Below are 19,654 nucleotides of genomic sequence, written 5' to 3'. Positions count from 1 at the left end.
CCCAATGGCGGCACAAAAAAGCAAGCGCGTATACGCTGCATGGAAAGCGTTCCGCTGGTTATTAACGTTTGTAAACCGTCACAGAGGCTGGATGATCGCAGGCACCGTATCTGCGGTTGCGGCAGCCGTTATCGAAGTGTGGACGGGCAGCTTGATCGAACAGTCTGACATCCCAGGCGGAGAACGGAGCGGGGCCGGTTGTCATCGAAATCGTTTATACCGTTTTTTTCCTCATTCTGATCGGAGTACCCGCGAAATACTTGATGATCTATGGGGTTGAGCGAAGCAGCGCATCGGCTGTAAGAGATATCCGCAACCATGTGATGAACCATATCGGCAAATTGCCTATCCATTATGTGGAAAAGCAGCATTCCGGCGATATTCTGTCCCGGATCAGCAGCGATCTGCAGCTTATACAGCAATTTATGAGCCGGGATTTGGCCCAATGGTTTTATCATCCGCTGCTGTTTGTGGGCTGTTTCACCTATCTGATCTGGATTCAATGGGAGCTGATGATGTACAGCCTGCTGCTTTTTCCCGTATCCCTGCTTGTGTCTCACTGGATCGGCAAGCAGCTTCAGCAACTGACGGAAGAAGCCCAGGCGAATATGGGACGGATGAACATGAACCTCCAGGATACGCTTGGCGGCATGCCGGTGGTGAAAAGTTACTTATTGTCGGGGCTGCTGTTCCGTTCCTATCAGTCTCTTCTTCTGCTGACGGCTCAGAAAAAACTGGCCGTAAAGAAAAGGGAAGCGTGGGTCAACCCCCTCTTGTCGACGCTGATGATCAGCCCCATCATTTTTGCCGTCAGCTACGGAAGTTATCTGATTTCCAAAGGGGAGACTCGGCACCGGAGAACTTATCGCGTTTCTTTACCTGCTTAATCTGTGCCTGGAGCCGCTCGATCATATTCCGGAGCTTATTACGCGCACGTTCGAGATGTCCGGCGCTTTGAAACGGGTTTCCGATATTTTGGAACAGCCTGCCGAAAATCAGCAGGGGCATGCGATCACGAAAACCGCCTCAGCTCCGGTCGAGTTCCGGGACGTATCTTTTTCCTATGACGGCGGTTCTCCCATTCTGCAAAATTTGAGCTTTACGGTGCCGGAAAGAAAGACGATTGCCCTGGTAGGCGCTAGCGGCGGGGGCAAGAGCACGGTTTTCAAGCTGCTGTGCGGCTTTTATCCGCTGGAAGACGGGCAGGGGGACATTCGCGTTTTCGGCCAGCAGGTAAACGGCAGCAACCCGGAACAGCTGCGTTCCCATTTTTCCGTGGTGACCCAGGAGTCGTACTTGTTCAGCGGCACCGTAGCCGACAACATCGCGTACGGACGGGAAAACGCGTCTATGGACGAGGTGATCGCGGCTGCAAAATCGGCGCAAGCGCACACGTTCATAATGAGTCTGCCCGACGGGTATCAGACCTATGTCGGGGAACGGGGCGGCTTTCTATCGGGCGGCCAGCGTCAGCGGATCGCCATTGCCCGGGCGCTTCTCAAGGATGCTCCCATTCTGCTGCTCGATGAGCCTACATCCGCTCTGGATCCCGAATCCGAAAGCGCCGTGCAGGAAGCGTTGGGCGTTCTGATGAGAGAAAGAACGACAATCGTTATCGCCCATCGGCTGTCTACCGTTCAGAATGCGGACGAGATATGGGTTATGGAGCAGGGGAGGCTCGTTGAAGCGGGTACCCATGCGCAGCTTTTGGAGAAGAAAGGGCTGTACGCCCAATCGTTCCTCCAGGAGTTTACCGGTCTTGCGGAAAGCAAGGAGGTCGTTTACACATGAAGAGCGGCGGATTAATCTCGCAGGTGAAAGAACTTTTATACTTAATGAGATTCATGAACCGCAGACGCAAAATTCAGTACTACACAGGTCTCGGTATTACGGCAGTCAATCAGACGCTGTTTCTCGTTTCTTTCAGCCTGGTTGTCCAGAACCTGGTCAACTTTGCCGATTACCGCGATTCGGCTCTGATGTATCGTGCTTTCTATATTCTTGCAGGGGCTCTGCTGCTCGAAAATGTCATTTCGCCTTGGTTTACGTATTTGTATCATCGCAGCGTCGAATTTACGATTGTGGACGTGCGTGAGCGTCTGTACCGGAAATTTTGCCGTCTCCGGCCGAAATATCTGGAACAGACGCATCACGGCGACCTGCTGTCGCGGGTAAATAACGACGTAGCCGCGGTGGAACTTACCTTTACCAGCATTTATTTCATGCTTTTGCTGCAAGTGGTGTTCAGTGTGGGTTCCATCATTTCGATGGTGCTGATCGACTGGAGATTCGCCTCCGTTTCGCTGCTCGTTCTGCTTGTTTCTTTCTCGATCAGTGCCCGGTTTGCCCGGCAGATCCGTGTTCTGTCCGATAAGTCGCTGCAAACACTGGCACGGATGACCGAAAAGTTTAAAGACTTTATCGGCGGCATTCAGCTTGTGAAATTGTTTCATATCCGGCCGGTTTATTCCCAGTACCGGAGCTTGAACGAAGAAGTGACCCGGCTTGCCGAGCAAACCGCGAGGAAGAACGGGCTGCAGGCCGCCGTCAACCATTTTGTCAGCTATGTCACGTTCTGCGGCATTATCGTCATCGGAAGTCTGCTGTACGCTTACGGGCTTATCGGGATGGGAAGCGTTGCGGCGCTTGCCGTTCTCCAGATCAACCTGACCCATGCCATTATGAACTTCGGAACGGTGCTTTCTATGGCGCAAAATTCGCTGGCCGGCGCGCATCGGATTGAGGAAATTTTAGCGGAGGAAGAAGAGCCGGAAAGGCTTGGATTGCCCGATCCCGGAAAATCCTCGGAGGCGATGGTGGAGTTCCGGGACGTGGAATTTTCCTATCGCGCGGACAAAAAAGTGCTGTGCAGGATGTCCATGAAAGTGTATCCGGGACAGGTCGCGGCGATTGTGGGCGCGAGCGGGAGCGGCAAGAGCACCTTGATCAAGCTGCTGCTCGGCTTTTATCCCGCGGACAGCGGAGAGATTTTGCTCGACGGCAAACTCTTCGGCTCGTACACGCTGGATGAAATTCGCGGGCAGATCGCTTATGTACCGCAGGAGCCGTTTTTGTTCAGCGGAACGATCGAAGAGAACATCCGTTACGGCAACCCGCAGGCGACGGCGGACGACGTGATCAAGGCGGCTAAGGCCGCGTATGCCCATCATTTTATCGAGGAACTGCCGGGCGGGTATGGAACCCAGACAGGGGAGCGGGGAGCCTCCTTGTCGGGCGGGCAAAGGCAGCGTATCGCCATTGCCAGGGCCATCCTGAAGAACGCCCCGATTCTGCTTCTCGACGAAGCCACGTCCGCACTCGACAACGAGTCGGAGCACTGGGTTCAGAAGGCGCTGGGCGAACTGATGAAGGGCAGAACGACGATTCTGATCGCTCACCGCCTGAGCACGGTGGAGAAGGCGGATTCCATTACCGTGATGAATCAGGGCACGGTTGTGGAGCGGGGAACACACCGGGACTTGCTGGCAAAAGGCGGCCATTACGCAAGGCTGTACGGCTGATAGAACCTGATCCGGCACAAAGTTGTGTCATTGTGTCCGCGCAGGGAATAACATCCTAACCGCAGTCCGGTTAACCGGGCTGCGGTTATTTTGCGTGCGGAAGGGAACAACTGCTGATAGAGCGTTTTTATGAATTCAGCGATCCGAACCGGGTTGGAAGGATGGATAATCCGCTTTATACAGGTATAATGAGGATACGAAAGTCGGGCGATACCGGGTGTGGAAGGTGATGGAATGAACAAGGATTTTAAAATGATGAAGGCGCTCATCGAGCTGCTGGATTCCGAAGAGCGGTGGTTTACTTTCGGGGAGGCCGAAAGGGAGCTTGGCATATCGGACAAGTCCGTCCGCAGACTGGTGGAGGAGATTACGGCGCTTATGCCGGAGACAATGAGTATCGAAGTTTCCAGAGGCAAGGGCATCTTCTTCCGCCGCGAACGTCACGGACCGACTATCCGGGAAGTCCTTGTGGAGCAGTTCAGGCAAACCTCTTATTACCGTCTTATGCACAGGCTGTTCGTCTACGGCGGTCAGGCTTCCGCGGAGGAGCTTGCGGAGCTGCTTTATATGAGCGCTTCGTCGTTTAAAAAATTCATTATTCAACTGAATCGGGAAGATCTGAAGCCGTCGTGCCTGCGGCTCGCTTATTCTTCTCCGGCGCTAAAAGGAAATGAAATACACATCCGGTATTTTTACTGGAAATTGTTTTCCGATTCACACCCTTATACAGGCTGGCCGTTTCCGGAGGTTGATTATCGGCAAATCCACGACTGGATAACGGAACTTGAAGAGGAACAAGGGATCGTTTATTTTCTGAATTCCAAACGGAGTCTGATTTTCCTGATAGCCGTCACGCTGGAAAGAATCCGGCAGGGGCATTCCGTTTCGGTAAGTAGGGAGCTTTACGACTGGGAAAACGGCATATTTCATGAATCCGTCCGCTGTCTAGCCGGAAAGCTTGGACAAGCATACGGTCTGGACATGGCCCGGGAAGAGATTTATTTCCTGCAGTCGTTATTCGGCTTGAGTCAATATCATTACCGGAACGAAAGGGAAATGGCTCTGGAGCAGGAAGAGGCTCTCCATAGGAACGAGGAGCCCAAATACCGGATGATCAACAAACTTTTACCCTTGCTTAAGGAAACCTTCCCTTCGTTGGCTGCCGGCCGGCGTTTTGTAATGGAACTATGCGAATTTTTCGAGAAGCTGATGATCGATAATGCCGTTCCCGAACTGATGGCGGTATCGAAAAGCCGGCTGATCGCCTATATGCGCCAGGAAGAGCCGCTTATTTACGAAGGGGTAGCCGAGTGTATACACCGGTGGAGCCGTGAATACCCCGCCGTATCGGTCAGTTCGTACCATCTCGTCAAGCTCGGTTTTATCGTCAGCTCCAATGTCCGGTATAAAAGCAAAAAAGCTTTTCTCATTATCGGCGAAGAATTTTCCGTCCGTCATTATGTGGCCAACCGGATCAAAAGAGAAATCGGCGACGAGTTGACGATCGAAACTTCCATCCTGCATGAACTCAGCGATGAAACCGTACGAGAGCGGGAGATCGATTTTATTATAAGTACAATGCCCGTTGCGCTGAAAACCGTGCCCGCCGTGATCATTTCGGCCATACCGACGAAAAGGGATCTGGAAAATATCCGCAAAGAGCTGCTCGAGTAAAACGCTTGGTCCGGATTATTCCGTATTCAACGGCTTATAAGTGTCTAGTTTCCGTCCGCGGATTCTTTTATGCTGTGGTTGAAAGCGGTTGCGAACCGCCGATCCACGACAATCGAGGAGGAAACACAACATGAGTATCCACTTGGAAGCCAAACCCGGAGAAATCGCCGAACGCGTCCTGCTGCCGGGAGATCCGCTGCGAGCTAAATTCGTAGCCGAGAATTTCCTGAATGAGGTGCGCTGCCATAACGAAGTGAGAGGGATGTACGGCTATACCGGATTATATAAAGGAGTTCCCGTTTCGGTTCAAGGAACCGGCATGGGCAATCCATCGATGAGCATTTACGTGACGGAGTTAATCCGGGATTACGGGGCAAAGAAACTGATCCGGATCGGTACTTGCGGCGCCATGCAGCCAAATCTCAAGATCCGCGATCTTGTGCTGGCCCAGGCAGTTTCGACGGACAGCAACATGACGGACAAAATGTTTCATGGCTGCAGTTACGCCCCCACAGCCGACTTCGGCATGCTGATGCAGGCGTACCAGGGAGCGAAGCGGAGCGGCGCCAACGTATTTGCGGGGAATGTATACAATTCGGATGAATTTTACCGCCATACCCTCGACAGACTGCATACGTTTATGGAGTTCGGCGTTCTCGCCGTCGAGATGGAAAGCACGGCGCTTTATACGCTTGCCGCCAAATACGGAGTGAAAGCATTGAGTATTTTGACGGTGGGCAGCCAGCTTCTTACAAACGAGCGTTCCGCGCATAAAGACAGCGAGCAATCTTTTAACCAGATGGCAGAAGTCGCCCTGCAGACGATTATTGAGGATGCCGTATGAAATATGCGGTAGCTTTGATCGGCCTTATCGTCATATTGTCGCTCGCGTGGCTTGTCAGTTCGGATAAGAAAAAGATCAAGTACCGGCCGGTACTTGTGATGATTGCCCTGCAAATCATTTTAGGATTGATTTTGCTAAAAACGGGCGTCGGAGAATTTCTGGTAAAAGGATTCGCGGACGGGTTTGCCAAGCTGCTCGGCTTTGCCAACGCGGGAACGGACTTCGTCTTCGGCGGAATCGTAAACGATAAAATTCACTCGTTTTTCTTTCACGTCCTGATGCCGATCGTGTTCATGTCCGCTCTGATCGGAATCTTGCAGTATTACAGAATCCTGCCTTTTATTATCAAATACATCGGACTTGCCTTAAGTAAAGTGAACGGAATGGGAAAACTGGAATCTTACAATGCGGTAGCTTCCGCGATTCTAGGACAGAACGAAGTCTTTATCTCCATCAAAAAGCAGATCGGGCTGCTGCCGAGAAACCGCCTCTACACGTTATGCGCGTCCGCCATGTCGACGGTATCCATGTCGATTGTCGGTTCCTATATGACGATGCTGAAGCCGGAATATGTGGTGGCCGCACTGGTGCTGAATCTTCTGGGCGGATTTATTATCGCGTCGATCATCAATCCTTATGAAGTGAAGCCCGAAGAAGATATTTTGGAAACACGGGACGAGACGAAACAGACATTTTTCGAGATGCTGGGTGAATATATTATGGACGGCTTCAAAGTCGTCGTAATCGTCGGCGCCATGCTGGTCGGGTTTGTTGCTCTCATCGCCATGATTAACGGCATTTTCAGCGGTGTGTTCGGAATTTCGTTCCAAAACATTCTCGGATACGTTCTTGCTCCGTTCGCCTTCCTCATAGGCGTTCCTTGGAACGAGGCCGTACAAGCGGGAAGCATCATGGCTACCAAAATTGTGGCGAATGAGTTCGTGGCTATGCTGGACTTTGTGAAAATCCAAGGCGATTTCAGTGAACGTACTCGGGCAATCGTGTCCGTATTCCTTATCTCGTTCGCTAACTTCGGATCGATCGGTACGATCGTGGGCGCGGTGAAAGGGCTGAACGAGAAGCAGGGCAACGTAGTGGCCGGTTTCGGGCTTAAACTCTTGTACGGAGCGGCTCTCGTAAGCTTTCTGTCGGCGATTATTGTAAGTATCGTATTCTGATCATGCTTCTGTTTATGAAGTGCTACAGCCAAAAGAAAAAGGGGAACCGGGTGCCTGAGTGAGACTTTCCCGGCAAAATTCGTATCCTTCTCACGCAAGTCCAGCCAAAAAGAATACAAAATCACCGGCTGCGAAGAGCCGGTCAATGAGCCGGAAGCGATTTATGCTTCCGGTTTTTTGGTTTTTGCAGAAAACCGGTTCTGTCCCGCAGAGGCAGAGTAGGTCCGCAAGCTGCTTAGACGCGGCTTAACGGAAATCTCTCTTCTCCTTGGAGCTGCCAGCCGGCATCGGCTTTTAAGGATTTTTTGTACGCCATTCCGTATACAGGAACAGCTACATTGCGGGTCACCGAACCAGCGATTACGATACAGGCAGGCAAGACCATTCAGATATTAGGGGGATCCAGGCATGAAAAAAAAACAGGTAGAGATGAAAACAAACGGCTTTCCCGTAATCCAGGCCAAGCTGTTCGCGCACAAGGCGGCCGAATACGAATCGGAGATCCGGATCGTGTGGGAAGAGAAAAACATTATCTCCGACGGAAAAAGCATTCTTGGCTTGATGGCCATGGAAGTCAAACAAGGCACACAGATCGTGCTGACGGCGGAAGGTGCGGATGAGGAACGCGCCGTCGATGAGCTGGTGGATTGGCTGGAGACCTACCCCGTATAAGGGGCGAAGCGGATATGTCGAAACGAATATCAGGAGCTAAAGAACCGCGTTTTAAAAGGTTATGGAAACAGACGGTCCGGCAGGCGCGGCTTATCCGGACCCGGCTGATTGCAGCTTTCCTCGTTGTTCTCACCATTCCCAGTGTGCTGATCGGTTATTACTCTTATCAGAGTGCGAAGAATGAAGTCCGGCAGCGGATCGAAGACTCCATTTATTACAATGTCGATCTTATCCGCGGCAATGTGCATGCCAGGCTGGCGTCCGCAGCGAGTGCTCTCCAGGGAGCCGCGAGCTTGCTGGAGCGGCACAATACGTTGAACAAGGCAGATGTTCAAGCCGGGCTGGAGCAGCTTTTGCTCGCCGTGCCTGAGCTGACGGATGCCTGGATCGTCACGCAGAGCGGGGAGGTCATCCGGCCGCTTTCCCGCGGAGAGTCCGCATCCGATGCGAAGCGGACGGACGATGCCGAGTCCGGCTGGCTGGCGCGAAGCCGGGAGATGAAAGGCGCAATCGCGATAGGAGACGTGCGCATGGACGCGCAAAACGGCGCGATGACCGTGCGTCTTTCCAAAGCGCTCGCCGACGAAAGCGTCCTGACGGGGACACTGTCTACGAGCGAGCTCTCTGCGCTGATTAAGCGAACCAAAGCCGGAGATACCGGCACGCTGGTTGTGATAGACGCGCAAAATACGATCATAGCGGGCTCGGGCCCTGTGTTTGAGTCCGGGTTTCTCCAGCCGGGGAAGCCGTTTCCCTTCGAAGTTTTGACGGCACTCGCGCCTCCCGAGGAGAAGGACATTAAGAGGGATATCGTCAAAGCGTTTAAGGATTGGGACGATTTGGAGATGAATGTGTTTACGGGCACGGACCCGGATACACAGTGGAGCGTCATGGGGATCACAGCCGCCGCCGATTATTCCCGTGCGGCGAGACCGATTCTGGATACGAGCATGATCGTTATCGCCGTTTCGATGATTTTGACGGGACTGATTATTTTTTGTATCCTCCGGATGCTGTTTGTTCCGCTGAACCGGCTTCGCCAAGGAGCCAGAGCGGTACGGGAAGGCGATCTGACACAAAGGATCGGCATCTATAGAGCGAACGAATTAGGAGATTTGGCGGCGGATTTTAACGAGATGACCCTTTCGCTGCATAGCATGGTTACCGAACTGAGCGAGACTTCAGCCGTTCTTGCGGCTTCCTCGGACATTATCAAAAAAGAGGCCGGGCAGACGGAACGCTCGATCACGCGGGTGTCCGGTGCCGTCATGGTAACGGCGAAAACGGCCGTATCGGGTGCGGAAGCTTCGCGGGAAACCTCGAATGCCGTGGAAGAGATGGCCAGGGGAATCGGGTCCATTGCCGAGTCCGCGAACATGATCGTCGAATCGGCCTCGGTGACGGCAGCCGATGTCGCGGCCGGCAGCAGAACCGTACTCGACGTACAGGAACAGATGAGCCGCATTTTGGATGCGGTTCTGGTGTCGTCCGGTATGATGGATGACTTGTCGGAGCTTTCCGAAAAAACGAAACGGCTCAACGATGCGATATCCGATATGGCGGGCCGGACAAGTCTGCTGGCCTTGAACGCGTCGATTGAAGCTTCCCGGGCAGGAGATCACGGACGCGGATTCGCGATTGTGGCGTCAGAAGTCCGCAAGTTGTCGGAGCAGTCCGGAAGAACCGCCGAAGATATCCGGGAATCGCTTCGCCAGATGTTCGGACTTATCGAACGGCTTGCGTCGCACATCAACGACCAGGTGAAAAACCGCGTGGGAGAAGGCATCCGTACGAGCGGGGAAGCAGCAGCGGCCTTTCGCAGCATCGAGCGTTCGGCGGCAAGCATTGCGGAACAGATCGGGGAGATATCGGCGGCTTCCGAGCAAATTGCCGCCGGAACGGAACAAGTTTCCGCCTCGACGGCGGAGTTGTCCGTGCTTTCTTCCAAGTCTGCGGAAGGAGCGCAAGTTACCGCGGAGGCGGTGGAGCGCCAGATGAAAGCCGTCCGTACTATTCATTCGTCGGCGCAGCTGCTGGCGGATCGTTATGCCGATCTAGAGCGGCTCGTGAACCGGTTCAAGCTTTAGCAAGATATGCCGGCGACAGCGGAGTTCCGGAAAGGTGTGATTGCCCTGACCGGTTAAGTCGCCCAGGAAAGAATGGGAGACAGCGGCAGGAAGGAGGTCAAGTGCGCCCGCTCGGGCAAGCTTCAGCTTCTGCAGTCCCGGCGGATTCCTTCCCTGACGGTGGTGCGGCGGTGGAGCGGTAACAGCAGAACGCCGTCACGCGCGATCCCAGGGGGACGCGAAACGGCGCTGCGCGATGTCGGTCGAGCCCCGCTGTCTTGGCGTGATCCGGGAGCCGGATCACGCTGCTGTTCAGCGACATACAAAAGCAGGCCCGGGTCTTTCCGGGCCTGCTTTTTATAGGTAAGACAAAACAGCGGCCGGCCTGGCCAGTCCCCTGTAAATGATGCTGACAGCATGGCTCATTATTGTGCGGGATACTTCTATCCCTTTGTTCGGAACGATACGCGGAGGCGGAGATAGACTCCGCCGTCTCCGCTATAACCCTATTTCAAGTAGCCGAACCTGCGCGATATTTCTTTTGCCGCTTTGACCACTTTGCTTGTCAGCAGACTGATCCGCTTCTCATCGAGCCGGTCGGATGCGGCGATTAGCGTCAACACCGAGATCACGTGACCGGAGGCGTCGCGGAGAGGGGCGGATACGGAGCCCAGGGTCTTCCTGTATTCGCCGGCGGATACACAGTAGCCCTGCTTCCGCAGCACTTTAAGATGCGCCCTCAGTTCGTCCGGATCGGTTCGGGTAAGCGGGGTATGGCGGTTCAAAGGAGCGCTTAGCACCTTGGCGAGCCCGGCTTCGCTCTCATAGGCGAGCAGAAGTTGGCCGCCGCCTGTAGCGAAAGCGGAAGCCCGTCCGCCCGAGAATGCTTCTTCGTCGAGGAGATTCCGGGGGCCGACCTGATGGATGTAGACGACTTCGTTTTCCTCCAGCACCGCAACCCGGATATCTTCGGAAGTTTCCGCCGCGAGACGTTCGATGACCGGCATGGCCGCTTCCTGCAAATCCATATGGGACAAGAGGATAGTATGGTAGAGCGTTACAATCCGCTGCCCAAGCCGGTATTTATGCGTAACGGGATCCTGATAAACGAAGCCTTCACTGAGAAGAGTGGACAGAAGGCGGCTGGTGGTGCTTTTGCCGAGCCCGAGCTCACGGGCGATTTCGGTAAGTCTTTTTTCAGGCGACTGGAGCGTAAACAATTTCAGCAGGCGCAGCGCGTTGGTGACGGAGGAAAGCAACTGCGGATTCGTCTGTTTCACTTTCATACCCCCGTGGAAGTTTTTGGAGTTCCGTATAGAGGAACAATCGCGTTGTTCCTTCCGATCATGGCATATTATGATTCATTTGTAAACGCTCTTACGAAGAGCGAGTCCAATGATACGGGGGAGATGGCAGCATGAACACAGCAGAACATGCCGAAGCGCTTGTTAGAAAGCTTGGGAAAGAAACAGCGGTAACGGAGCGGGACGGATACCGGTTCACGGTAAAACATATTCCGGATTCCGACGCGGCCGGACGGCTCGATCCCAGAGTGTATGACGTTCTCAAGGAGCAGGTTATGCATCCTTTCTCGAACGTCGAGCGTCGCATGGAAGCGGAGGACGTCCGTCAAATGCGGGCCATGATGGGATGGCCGAATACACCGGTTAACCGGACGGAGGTCGAGACCGTTTGCCGGACGATTCAGGGCACGAACGGACCCGTCCCGCTGCGGATTTATACGCCGGAAGGGGAAGGTCCTCGTCCGGCCGTCGTTTTTTTCCACGGCGGAGGATTTATCGGCGGAACCGTCGATGTGATGGATAATCCGTGCCGGGCGCTTGCGGAAAAGGCCGGAGCGGTCGTCGTCTCGGCCGACTACCGGCTGGCCCCGGAGCACGCGTTTCCCGCCGGTCTGACCGACTGCTTCGAAACGGTGCAGTGGGTGCACCGCCATGCGCGGGAGCTTGGCGCCGATCCCGCCCGGATAGCCGTTGCCGGCGACAGCGCGGGAGGCAATCTGGCGGCGGTATGCGCCTTGATGGACCGAGACCGGGGAACGGGGATGATCCGGTTTCAAGCACTCGTCTATCCGACCGTCAACGTATCGGGCACCGAAACGGAGGATTTCCGCTGGAGCGAGGAGGCGTACGGTATCCGGGAACACGGGGACCGTGAGCTAATCCTCGGCGGGCTGCACGGTCTGGGCGGAAGCTTTCCGGGTCTGATCGGGCTTTACCTGCAGGGAAGAACGGAAAGCACGCATCCGTACGTATCGCCGCTGCTTGCCGGAGATCTGCAGGGGCTGCCGGAGACGCTTATCGTCACGGCCGAGTTCGATTACCTGCGGCTGGAGGACGAAGCTTACGCACGCAAGCTCACACGTTCCGGCGTTCCCGTCAGCATGATCAGGTACAACGGGATGGATCATGCTTTTTTGGACAAATTGGGCATGTACCCGCAGGCGGAAGACTGCCTGAACGAAATGGCACGCGAAATGAAAAGAGTGCTCACTTAAGCTTGCTGCCGGCATTGTGGCCGCTTTCAAGCCATTCGGGCAAGGCTAGACTTTAAGAGATTACGGAGGAAAACGACATGGAAACGATAAAACCTGCCGGAAGCGGGGAAGCGGCCGTCCATCCAACGGTTCATCCGTCAATGGCACGAATCGGGACTAAAGAGAGATTGAGCTACGGCTTCGGAGAATTCGCGAGCAGTCTGATTTGGACGGCTTTATCGGCTTTTGCCGCTTACTATTACACCGATGTCGTCGGTCTGTCCGCAGCCGCGGTCGGGACTCTGCTGCTTATTGCCAGACTCCTGGACGCATTTGCCGACGTGGGAATCGGCATTCTTGTGGACAAAACGAAGAGCAGGCACGGCAAAGCGCGGCCTTGGTTGCCGTGGCTGGCCGTTCCGTACGGAGTCGCGGGCGTTCTCTTGTTCTCGGTTCCGGATCTGGGACCCGTCGGCACACTTGTGTATGCGTATTTTTCGTACTTGCTCGTGAACATTATATTCTCGGGCATCAACATTCCGTTCAGCGTTTTGAATGTCATGATTACCCAGGAGCCTTATCAGCGTTCGATGCTGAACGTGGTCCGGACGATTTTCGCATCCGTGGGCGGGATTGTCGTCACCTTTTTCACCATGCCGCTCGTTAGCTTCTTCGGGGGCGGCAAGCTCGGCTGGCTGCTGACCTTTGTGGTGTTCGGCGTGTTCTCCACGGGTTTTTTCCTGCTTACGTTTTTCGGGACAAAAGAGAGGGTAAAGCCCTCCGTGGTTCAAAAAGACGTGCCGGTAAAACGGGCGGGCAAAGCCCTGCTCCGGAACAAATACTGGGCGCTGCTGGCCGTTTTCGCCCTGTTTACCTTTATCGGAAACGCGGCTTCGACGGGGATCAACGTCTATTATGCGCAGCATGTGCTCAAGAACGCGGAGCTGGTCGGAACGATCGGTCTGGCGAGTCTGCTGCCCATCCTGATCGGTCTGTTTTTTCTGCCCCTCGTTATCAAGCGGATCGGCAAACGCAACGCCTGTCTCATCGGTATTTCGCTTACCGCAGCCGGTTCACTGGCTGTAGCGTTCGATCCGGCCAACCTTACACTGGTGCTGACGGGAACCGTAATCAAAGCGATCGGCACCGTTCCGATCGTCGGCACGATTTTTGCGATGCTGGCCGATACGGTCGACTACGGGGAATGGAAAACGGGAATCCGCAGCGAGGGGCTCGTTTACAGCGCCACAACTTTCGGATCGAAGGCGGGAACCGGCATTGGAGCGGCGATCGTCAGTTGGATTTTGGCCTGGAGCGGATATTTGGGCGGGCAAGCCGTTGTAAGTGCTTCCGTTCAATCTTCCATTGAATTTCTGTTTATTTATTTACCCGTTCTAATCGGAGTTATTCAGATTGCGATACTTGTTTTCTATAAACTCGATAAGGAATATCCGCAAATTATCCAAGAATTAAACGAAGCAAAAAGCATTTAATTAATGACATAAATAATAAATGCCATTTAATGAACTGCTCATGCAGAAAAGGCGGCAAATGCCATGGAAGCTCGATTTCCGAGCGTATACACACCATTCCGTCTAAACAGGCCGTTCATCGGGTTTCACTTATTTTAAACGATCAGGAGGACTAGTTGTCATGGAAGAGATACCGTTTCCGTCAAGAGATGTAGAGGTTCCCGCCGACCAGAGTCATCCCGAAGGGATGCAGGTGATGTTCGGTGTTCAGGAAGACCGGTATGCCGCTTTCTACTATCCCGATATCGAGTATATGCGGCATGGCGAGCGTGTGATGCGGCTGAATATGATCCGGCCCGCTTTCCGGCAAGGGCCTCTGCCGCTTCTCGTTTACGTGCAGGGATCGGGCTGGCGGGAGCAAAAGTTGTATGAAGCGATTCCCCAGCTCTCGGATTTCGCACACCAGGGATACGTCGTGGCAAGTGTGGAATACCGGCCTTCGTCGGAAGCCGAATTCCCCGCTCAGATTCAGGATGTAAAATCGGCGATCCGCTATTTGCGGGCAAATGCCGGCCGTTACGGAATCGACACGGACCGTGTTGCGATCTGGGGAGACTCTTCCGGCGGTCATATGGCCTCGCTTGCAGGCGTAACCGGGGGCGGGCAGGAATTTTTGACGGAATTTGAAAAAGACCAGCGAGTTTCCGTTAAAGCGGTAGTCGATTTCTACGGACCTTGCGATCTTCTCCAGATGAGCAAATATCCGTCCAAAATCGATCACGATGCGCCGGGTGGACCCGCATCCTTGCTGATGGGCGGACCGATTCAGAACAAGAAGGAGAAAGCCGCCGCGGCGAATCCGATCGGGTATATTACCGCGGAGAAAAAACTGCCTCCTTTTCTCATTATGCACGGCGACCGGGACGAGGTCGTTCCTTTTAACCAGAGTGTGCTGCTGTATGAGGCACTGCGCCAAGCCGGCCAGGACGTTACCTTTTATAAAGTAAAAGGGGCGGGGCACGGTCCCGGTTTCTGGACCCCCGAAGTGCTCGGGGTTGTGGGCGATTTTCTGAGAGCCAATTTGTAGAGCTAATGTCATAATGCCGACAATTAAACCGGGAGGGACAATATGCTGGCGGAAAAATTAGGGTACCGGGCGGATGAACGCATTCTGATCATAAACGCGGACGATTTCGGCATGTGCAGCAGTACGAACCGCGCTATTTCTTCCCTTCTGGAAGAAGGAGTCATCACGTCAACTTCGCTGATGGTACCTTGTCCCTGGATGAAGCAGGCTGCCGCTATCGCGGGCAGACATCCGGAGTTTGATGTGGGTCTGCATCTTACGCTGACAAGCGAGTGGGAGCAGTATAAATGGGGGCCGCTGACGAGGGCCGGGGAAAAGCGTCCTTTCGAGGACGAATACGGGCATTTCCGGAACGATAACCGGTCCGTCGTTCTTACGGACCCTGAACTTATCGAGCGGGAGTGTACCGCCCAGATCGAAACCGCTCTGAAGCTGGGGGTAGATCTTACCCACTTGGACAATCATATGGCCAGCCTTCACGGAGCGATGGGGGCTGACCGGCATTTCGTCGACCTCCTTATCGGGCTCTGTGTCCGGTATAAGCTGCCGCTGCGGCTGCCGAGGCATCCGTTCCCGATGTTCCCTCATGACGAGGCTCTGATAGAACTGGCGGATTCGCGCGGGGTTATTTTTCCCGATTATCTCGAAGGTCTGCCGTTCGCGCCGGAACCTGGAGAAGACTCGAATCCGGTCAAAACGAATGCGGTCCGCATATTGCGGAATTTGCAGCCGGGTGTGACGGAGCTGATTTTCCATCCTTCTCTCGAAACCGACGAGTTAAAAGAAATTACGGACACTTGGCCTGTGCGTCAAAAAGAGTACGAAGTTTTTCGGGACCCCGAAATCCGGCAGGTTATGGAGGAAGAGAATATCAAGCTGATTAACTGGCGTAATTTACGCGATTTGCAGCGAAATAATTAGGCGAATCGTATGGAGATTGTACCGCCTAAGCGCAAAAAGGCTGATCGTACCGTAACCGGGGCGGTCAGTTTTTTGCTTGAGGAGGCGATATAATCATGCATTTTTTCAAGTCCATACGCTTAAATTACCTTCCTCAAAAAATAGTCACTTCCTTCGCAAATTCACTTTATCACAGGCCTTGAGGCGTCGACAAAACTCCTCGCGGGGTCTGTGTTTTTTTCTTTTATTGAGTTTTCTCCGATCCGGGTAATGTATGGCATAACGTAATTCGGCGATTGCCGTACAAAAAGGAAAGGGGGAGAGGAACATGTACCTTCAAAGCCGTTTTTTCCGCATATGCCTGGGAATTATCTCGGTGCTTCTGATTATTCTGCTTTTCAGCAAGATCAGTTTCGTGTTCAATCCCTTGATCACGATGATCAATATTTTGATCGTTCCGTTTATGATGGCGGGCTTCTTCTATTATCTGCTCCGTCCCGTGATCCATTATTTAACGACCCGGAAACTGAATAAAGTTTTGTCTATTCTCCTGGTGTATTTTGTACTGGGTGCGATTACCGTCGTTTTCGTAGCGGGCGTATGGCCGACGCTGCAGCATCAGGTGGAGAATTTCGTGAACGGGGTTCCCGGCCTGATTGAAAATTTCAAGCATCAGATAGCCAGGCTGCAGCAGAACCGGATGTTCTCCATGTTTGCGGGAAGCGAATCGGATCTGTCTACGAAGCTTTCGGACTATTTGAACCGGGGGATTACGGCGGCTTCCGATTATGTGTCCAATGTGGTTGCGATTTTGACGAATTTCATAATCATTATTGCGACGGTGCCGATCATTCTGTATTACATGCTGAAGGAAAGCGAGCATATCCCGTCCTCGATTCTGACAGTCATTCCAAGGCGCTACCGCCGGGACGGGAAGGAAGTGCTGGCCCAGATCGATTCCGCGCTCAGCGGGTTTATCGTGGGTCGCGTCATCATCACCTGTTTGCTGGGTGTCATGCTGTACATAGGCTTTCTGATTATCGATCTTCCCTACTCGCTTCTGCTGGCCATTGCGGCAACGATCTTGAATATCATCCCGTACATCGGGCCTATTCTCGGCGCTATTCCGACGATTATCGTCGCTTTTACCGTTTCCCCCGCCATGGTAGCCTGGGTGCTGATCGTGACGGTTATCGCGCAGCAAATCGAAGGAAACCTGCTTTCTCCTCACATTTACGGGAAAAGACTCGATATACATCCTTTGACGACTGTGATCCTGCTGCTGGTCGCCGGGGATATCGCGGGAATACTTGGCGTTATTTTGGCGATACCCGCGTATATAGTGCTTAAAATTATTATCGTGCGCATTTATTCGCTGTTTCTCGCGGAGAAAGTGGAGGAGCTCGTGGAATAGAAGCCGCTAGTCCGAAAAAAAAGGCTGCCGGCGGGCAGTCTTTTTCTTTAGGGAAGAGAGGTGGTAAAATTTAATCGAGGAGGGGATTGTTCATGCAAAACGTGCTTATTTTGGGCGGGACGCGTTTTTTCGGTAAAAAGCTTACCGCGAATCTGCTCCGCAGCGGAACTGATGTAACGATTCTGACCCGGGGGAATGCTTCCGATTCGTTCGGACCCGCCGTCAAAAGACTTCATGCCGACCGCACGGATGCGGCAGCGCTGCGTCAGGCGGTCGGATCCGTAGACTATGACGTGGTGTACGATAACATTTGTTACACGCCTCAAGATGCGGAAGCCGCTGTCCGGTTGTTTGACGGCCGGGCCGGCCGTTATATTGTGACATCATCGAAGAGCGTCTATCCCTATGGCGGCCCCCGCAAAACGGAAAACGATTTCGATCCTTACGGTTACCCGCTGCCGTCCGAATACCCGGACAAGCCGGATTACGCGGAAGGCAAGCGGCTTGTGGAAGCGGTGTTGTTCCGGAATGCGGCTTTTCCTGCGGCGGCCGTGCGGTTCCCCATCGTGCTCGGACCCGATGATTATACGCGCAGGCTTCATTTTCATATCGGGCATATCAAGCAGGGACTTCCGCTCGGTATTCCGAACCCGGATGCGCTCCTGACTTTCATCGATTCGGATGAGGCCGCTTCTTTCCTGGGCTGGCTTGGAACTTCCAAGCTGGAAGGACCCGTGAACGCCTGCTCCAAGGGAGAGACTACGCCGGGTAAAATCGTCTCCCTGATCGAAGAAGCTTTGAACAAGCAAGCGCATGTTACGGACAAAACGGACGAAGATCACATGTCCCCGTTCGGCGTACCGGAATCCTGGTACATGGACACCTCCAAAGCCGAAGCCGCGGGCTATACGTTCCGCCGCCTGGACGACTGGCTGCCGGACTTGATCCGCAACCTTGCCGGGGAGGACTAGAAGCGGTGTAATGTGGAGGATGACCGTCCACCTGGAGGAGGAACGCTTGCTTGGGATTGCAGGCGGCAATATACGGGTGAAGATAGCTGCCCTTTGGGTTACGGAATTGCAAAAAGCACGCTCGTATAACGGAGTGTGCTTTTTTTGTGCGGCTAAAATCAGATGCGGCGCATCTTAGTATTAAAAACTTGCTGTCCGCTCGTCTGCCGATCCTTTCGGATGCGGGCGGGCCGCGGATTTTCCTTTACCTTTATAAAGGGACATAAATAAGCATAAACCCGCTACGAACGCGAATTTCTGGTAATGGAGAATAAGGAAATCCGTCATTGGCATAGGCATGGCAAATATAAGAAGCGGGTAAAAGCTCAAGAGAAGAAACACAAGAAATACCGTAAAAAACAAGCTCCGGTGCACAGTCAACTGACTGGTCAGGAAAAGGGTGCCGCTGCAAACCCCCGTCAGCATGTACAACAAAATTTTGATGCCGCTGAGCAACAGCATGACTGAAAATGTAGATTGGATACTTTTCGCATCCAGAAACCGTTCCAGTTGTATGATCCCGTAAAAAATAATCGCAGCCCCGAGCAGCCAAATAAAAATAAACGCCGTTCTGTTTAATCGCATAGAAAGAAATCCTCCTTGAATTCGTAAGGTTAAATTTACCATATTATTTGTAATTTTGGTAGGGAAGCTGTTCGGCCGATTGACATGCTGCTATGAAGAGGTATGTTCCACTTGCCAAACCAATTACTGTTGTATATTATAGACATTGTAGATCCATAATAAATAGAAATGAATAGGAACGTTAATCTTCGTTCATTTTTAATCAAGCACCGAAAGGAGGCGCAGCCGAATCATGCAATTTTCCAAAAGTACCGGGTACGCTCTGCATGCATTGATTCATTTGGCTCATACGAAACGCGGCCGCAACGTAGGCATTAAGGAATTATCGGCCTGGCTCGGCGTATCCGAAAGCTACTTGTCCAAAATTATGTCCAAGCTTCGGCAGGACGGTATCGTCCGTGCAGTACCGGGAGCGAGCGGCGGTTATGAGCTTGCGCGGGAGACCGACAAAATCTCTTTTTTTGATGTGATTCAGGTGATCGAAGGACGCCAGCATATGTATGAATGTTTCAAAATCAGCGAAGAGCATCACCCGATGTTTTTTGAATCGGAGGTTTTGGAGCCTGAATCGCCGGACGGTACGGGCGGCAGAGAATGTCTGGTTAAAAAAGTGATGATGGGTGCCGAAAAGCATCTGAACGATTATTTAAGGCATCACACGATCCAGTCTGTCCTTGACTCGGCTTCCGCGGGAAGCGTCGAAGGCATGCACAAGAAGGTGTAACCTTCTTGCA

The 19,654-nt window shown here is 53.2% G+C and carries 15 protein-coding genes and 1 pseudogene; 14 read left to right on the top strand and 2 right to left on the bottom strand.

Annotation, left to right across the window (positions count from 1 at the left end; genetic code table 11):
* Positions 1-4: 4 nt before the first annotated feature.
* From ABC395_RS14240 to ABC395_RS14210, 7 genes and pseudogenes are all read left to right on the top strand, one after another.
* Positions 5-1,791: pseudogene (locus ABC395_RS14240) on the top strand (ABC transporter ATP-binding protein).
* A complete protein-coding gene (locus ABC395_RS14235) occupies positions 1,788-3,521 on the top strand; it encodes an ABC transporter ATP-binding protein (protein ID WP_413004015.1) in 1,734 nt (577 codons plus the stop codon). Before ABC395_RS14240 ends, ABC395_RS14235 begins: the two are co-directional and overlap by 4 nt.
* 234 nt (positions 3,522-3,755) lie before the next feature.
* Complete coding sequence (locus ABC395_RS14230; protein WP_413004013.1) at positions 3,756-5,195, top strand: AcpB/EbpR/MafR family transcriptional regulator; 1,440 nt, start codon at positions 3,756-3,758, stop codon at positions 5,193-5,195.
* A gap of 130 nt (positions 5,196-5,325) precedes the next feature.
* Positions 5,326-6,039, top strand: coding sequence for a purine-nucleoside phosphorylase (deoD, locus tag ABC395_RS14225; protein ID WP_413004011.1), 714 nt, complete (start codon positions 5,326-5,328; stop codon positions 6,037-6,039).
* On the top strand, positions 6,036-7,217 hold the full coding sequence (locus ABC395_RS14220) for a NupC/NupG family nucleoside CNT transporter (protein WP_413004010.1): 1,182 nt from the start codon (positions 6,036-6,038) through the stop codon (positions 7,215-7,217). Before deoD ends, ABC395_RS14220 begins: the two co-directional genes overlap by 4 nt.
* 408 nt (positions 7,218-7,625) lie before the next feature.
* Positions 7,626-7,889, top strand: coding sequence for an HPr family phosphocarrier protein (locus ABC395_RS14215; RefSeq protein ID WP_413004008.1), 264 nt, complete (start codon positions 7,626-7,628; stop codon positions 7,887-7,889).
* A gap of 14 nt (positions 7,890-7,903) precedes the next feature.
* The gene (locus tag ABC395_RS14210) at positions 7,904-9,976 is read left to right on the top strand and encodes a methyl-accepting chemotaxis protein (protein WP_413004006.1); all 2,073 of its coding nucleotides are present in this window, start codon (positions 7,904-7,906) and stop codon (positions 9,974-9,976) included.
* A 485-nt stretch (positions 9,977-10,461) separates the two neighbouring features.
* Here the strand turns inward: ABC395_RS14210 and ABC395_RS14205 are convergent, their stop codons facing one another.
* Positions 10,462-11,235: an IclR family transcriptional regulator gene (locus ABC395_RS14205; protein ID WP_413004004.1), complete on the bottom strand. Its 774-nt coding sequence runs from the start codon at positions 11,233-11,235 to the stop codon at positions 10,462-10,464.
* A 137-nt stretch (positions 11,236-11,372) separates the two neighbouring features.
* Here ABC395_RS14205 and ABC395_RS14200 point away from each other — a divergent pair, with 137 nt between their 5' ends.
* The 6 genes from ABC395_RS14200 (at position 11,373) to ABC395_RS14175 (ending at position 18,296) form a co-directional block, all read left to right on the top strand.
* Positions 11,373-12,473: an alpha/beta hydrolase gene (locus ABC395_RS14200; protein ID WP_413004002.1), complete on the top strand. Its 1,101-nt coding sequence runs from the start codon at positions 11,373-11,375 to the stop codon at positions 12,471-12,473.
* Between the two features lie 77 nt (positions 12,474-12,550).
* Complete coding sequence (locus tag ABC395_RS14195) at positions 12,551-13,945, top strand: MFS transporter (protein ID WP_413004000.1); 1,395 nt, start codon at positions 12,551-12,553, stop codon at positions 13,943-13,945.
* A gap of 160 nt (positions 13,946-14,105) precedes the next feature.
* Complete coding sequence (locus ABC395_RS14190; RefSeq protein ID WP_413003999.1) at positions 14,106-15,011, top strand: alpha/beta hydrolase fold domain-containing protein; 906 nt, start codon at positions 14,106-14,108, stop codon at positions 15,009-15,011.
* Between the two features lie 42 nt (positions 15,012-15,053).
* The gene (locus tag ABC395_RS14185) at positions 15,054-15,932 is read left to right on the top strand and encodes a polysaccharide deacetylase family protein (protein ID WP_413003997.1); all 879 of its coding nucleotides are present in this window, start codon (positions 15,054-15,056) and stop codon (positions 15,930-15,932) included.
* A 307-nt stretch (positions 15,933-16,239) separates the two neighbouring features.
* Positions 16,240-17,325, top strand: coding sequence for an AI-2E family transporter (locus tag ABC395_RS14180; protein WP_413003995.1), 1,086 nt, complete (start codon positions 16,240-16,242; stop codon positions 17,323-17,325).
* A gap of 92 nt (positions 17,326-17,417) precedes the next feature.
* Positions 17,418-18,296, top strand: a complete 879-nt coding sequence (locus tag ABC395_RS14175; RefSeq protein WP_413003994.1) for an NAD-dependent epimerase/dehydratase family protein — start codon at positions 17,418-17,420, stop codon at positions 18,294-18,296.
* A gap of 180 nt (positions 18,297-18,476) precedes the next feature.
* Here the strand turns inward: ABC395_RS14175 and ABC395_RS14170 are convergent, their stop codons facing one another.
* Positions 18,477-18,920 (bottom strand): hypothetical protein, encoded by a 444-nt coding sequence (locus tag ABC395_RS14170; RefSeq protein WP_413003993.1) that lies wholly within the window; start codon positions 18,918-18,920, stop codon positions 18,477-18,479.
* Positions 18,921-19,152: 232 nt separating this feature from the next.
* Between ABC395_RS14170 and ABC395_RS14165 the strand changes: the two genes are divergently transcribed.
* Positions 19,153-19,644 (top strand): RrF2 family transcriptional regulator, encoded by a 492-nt coding sequence (locus ABC395_RS14165; protein ID WP_413003992.1) that lies wholly within the window; start codon positions 19,153-19,155, stop codon positions 19,642-19,644.
* The last annotated feature ends 10 nt before the right edge of the window (positions 19,645-19,654 follow it).

The sequence above is a fragment of the Paenibacillus canaveralius genome, assembly GCF_047238265.1.
Lineage (GTDB): Bacteria > Bacillota > Bacilli > Paenibacillales > NBRC-103111 > Paenibacillus_F.
The sequence above is the reverse complement of the archived record's forward strand: the minus strand, read 5'-3'. Positions and strand labels throughout refer to the sequence as shown.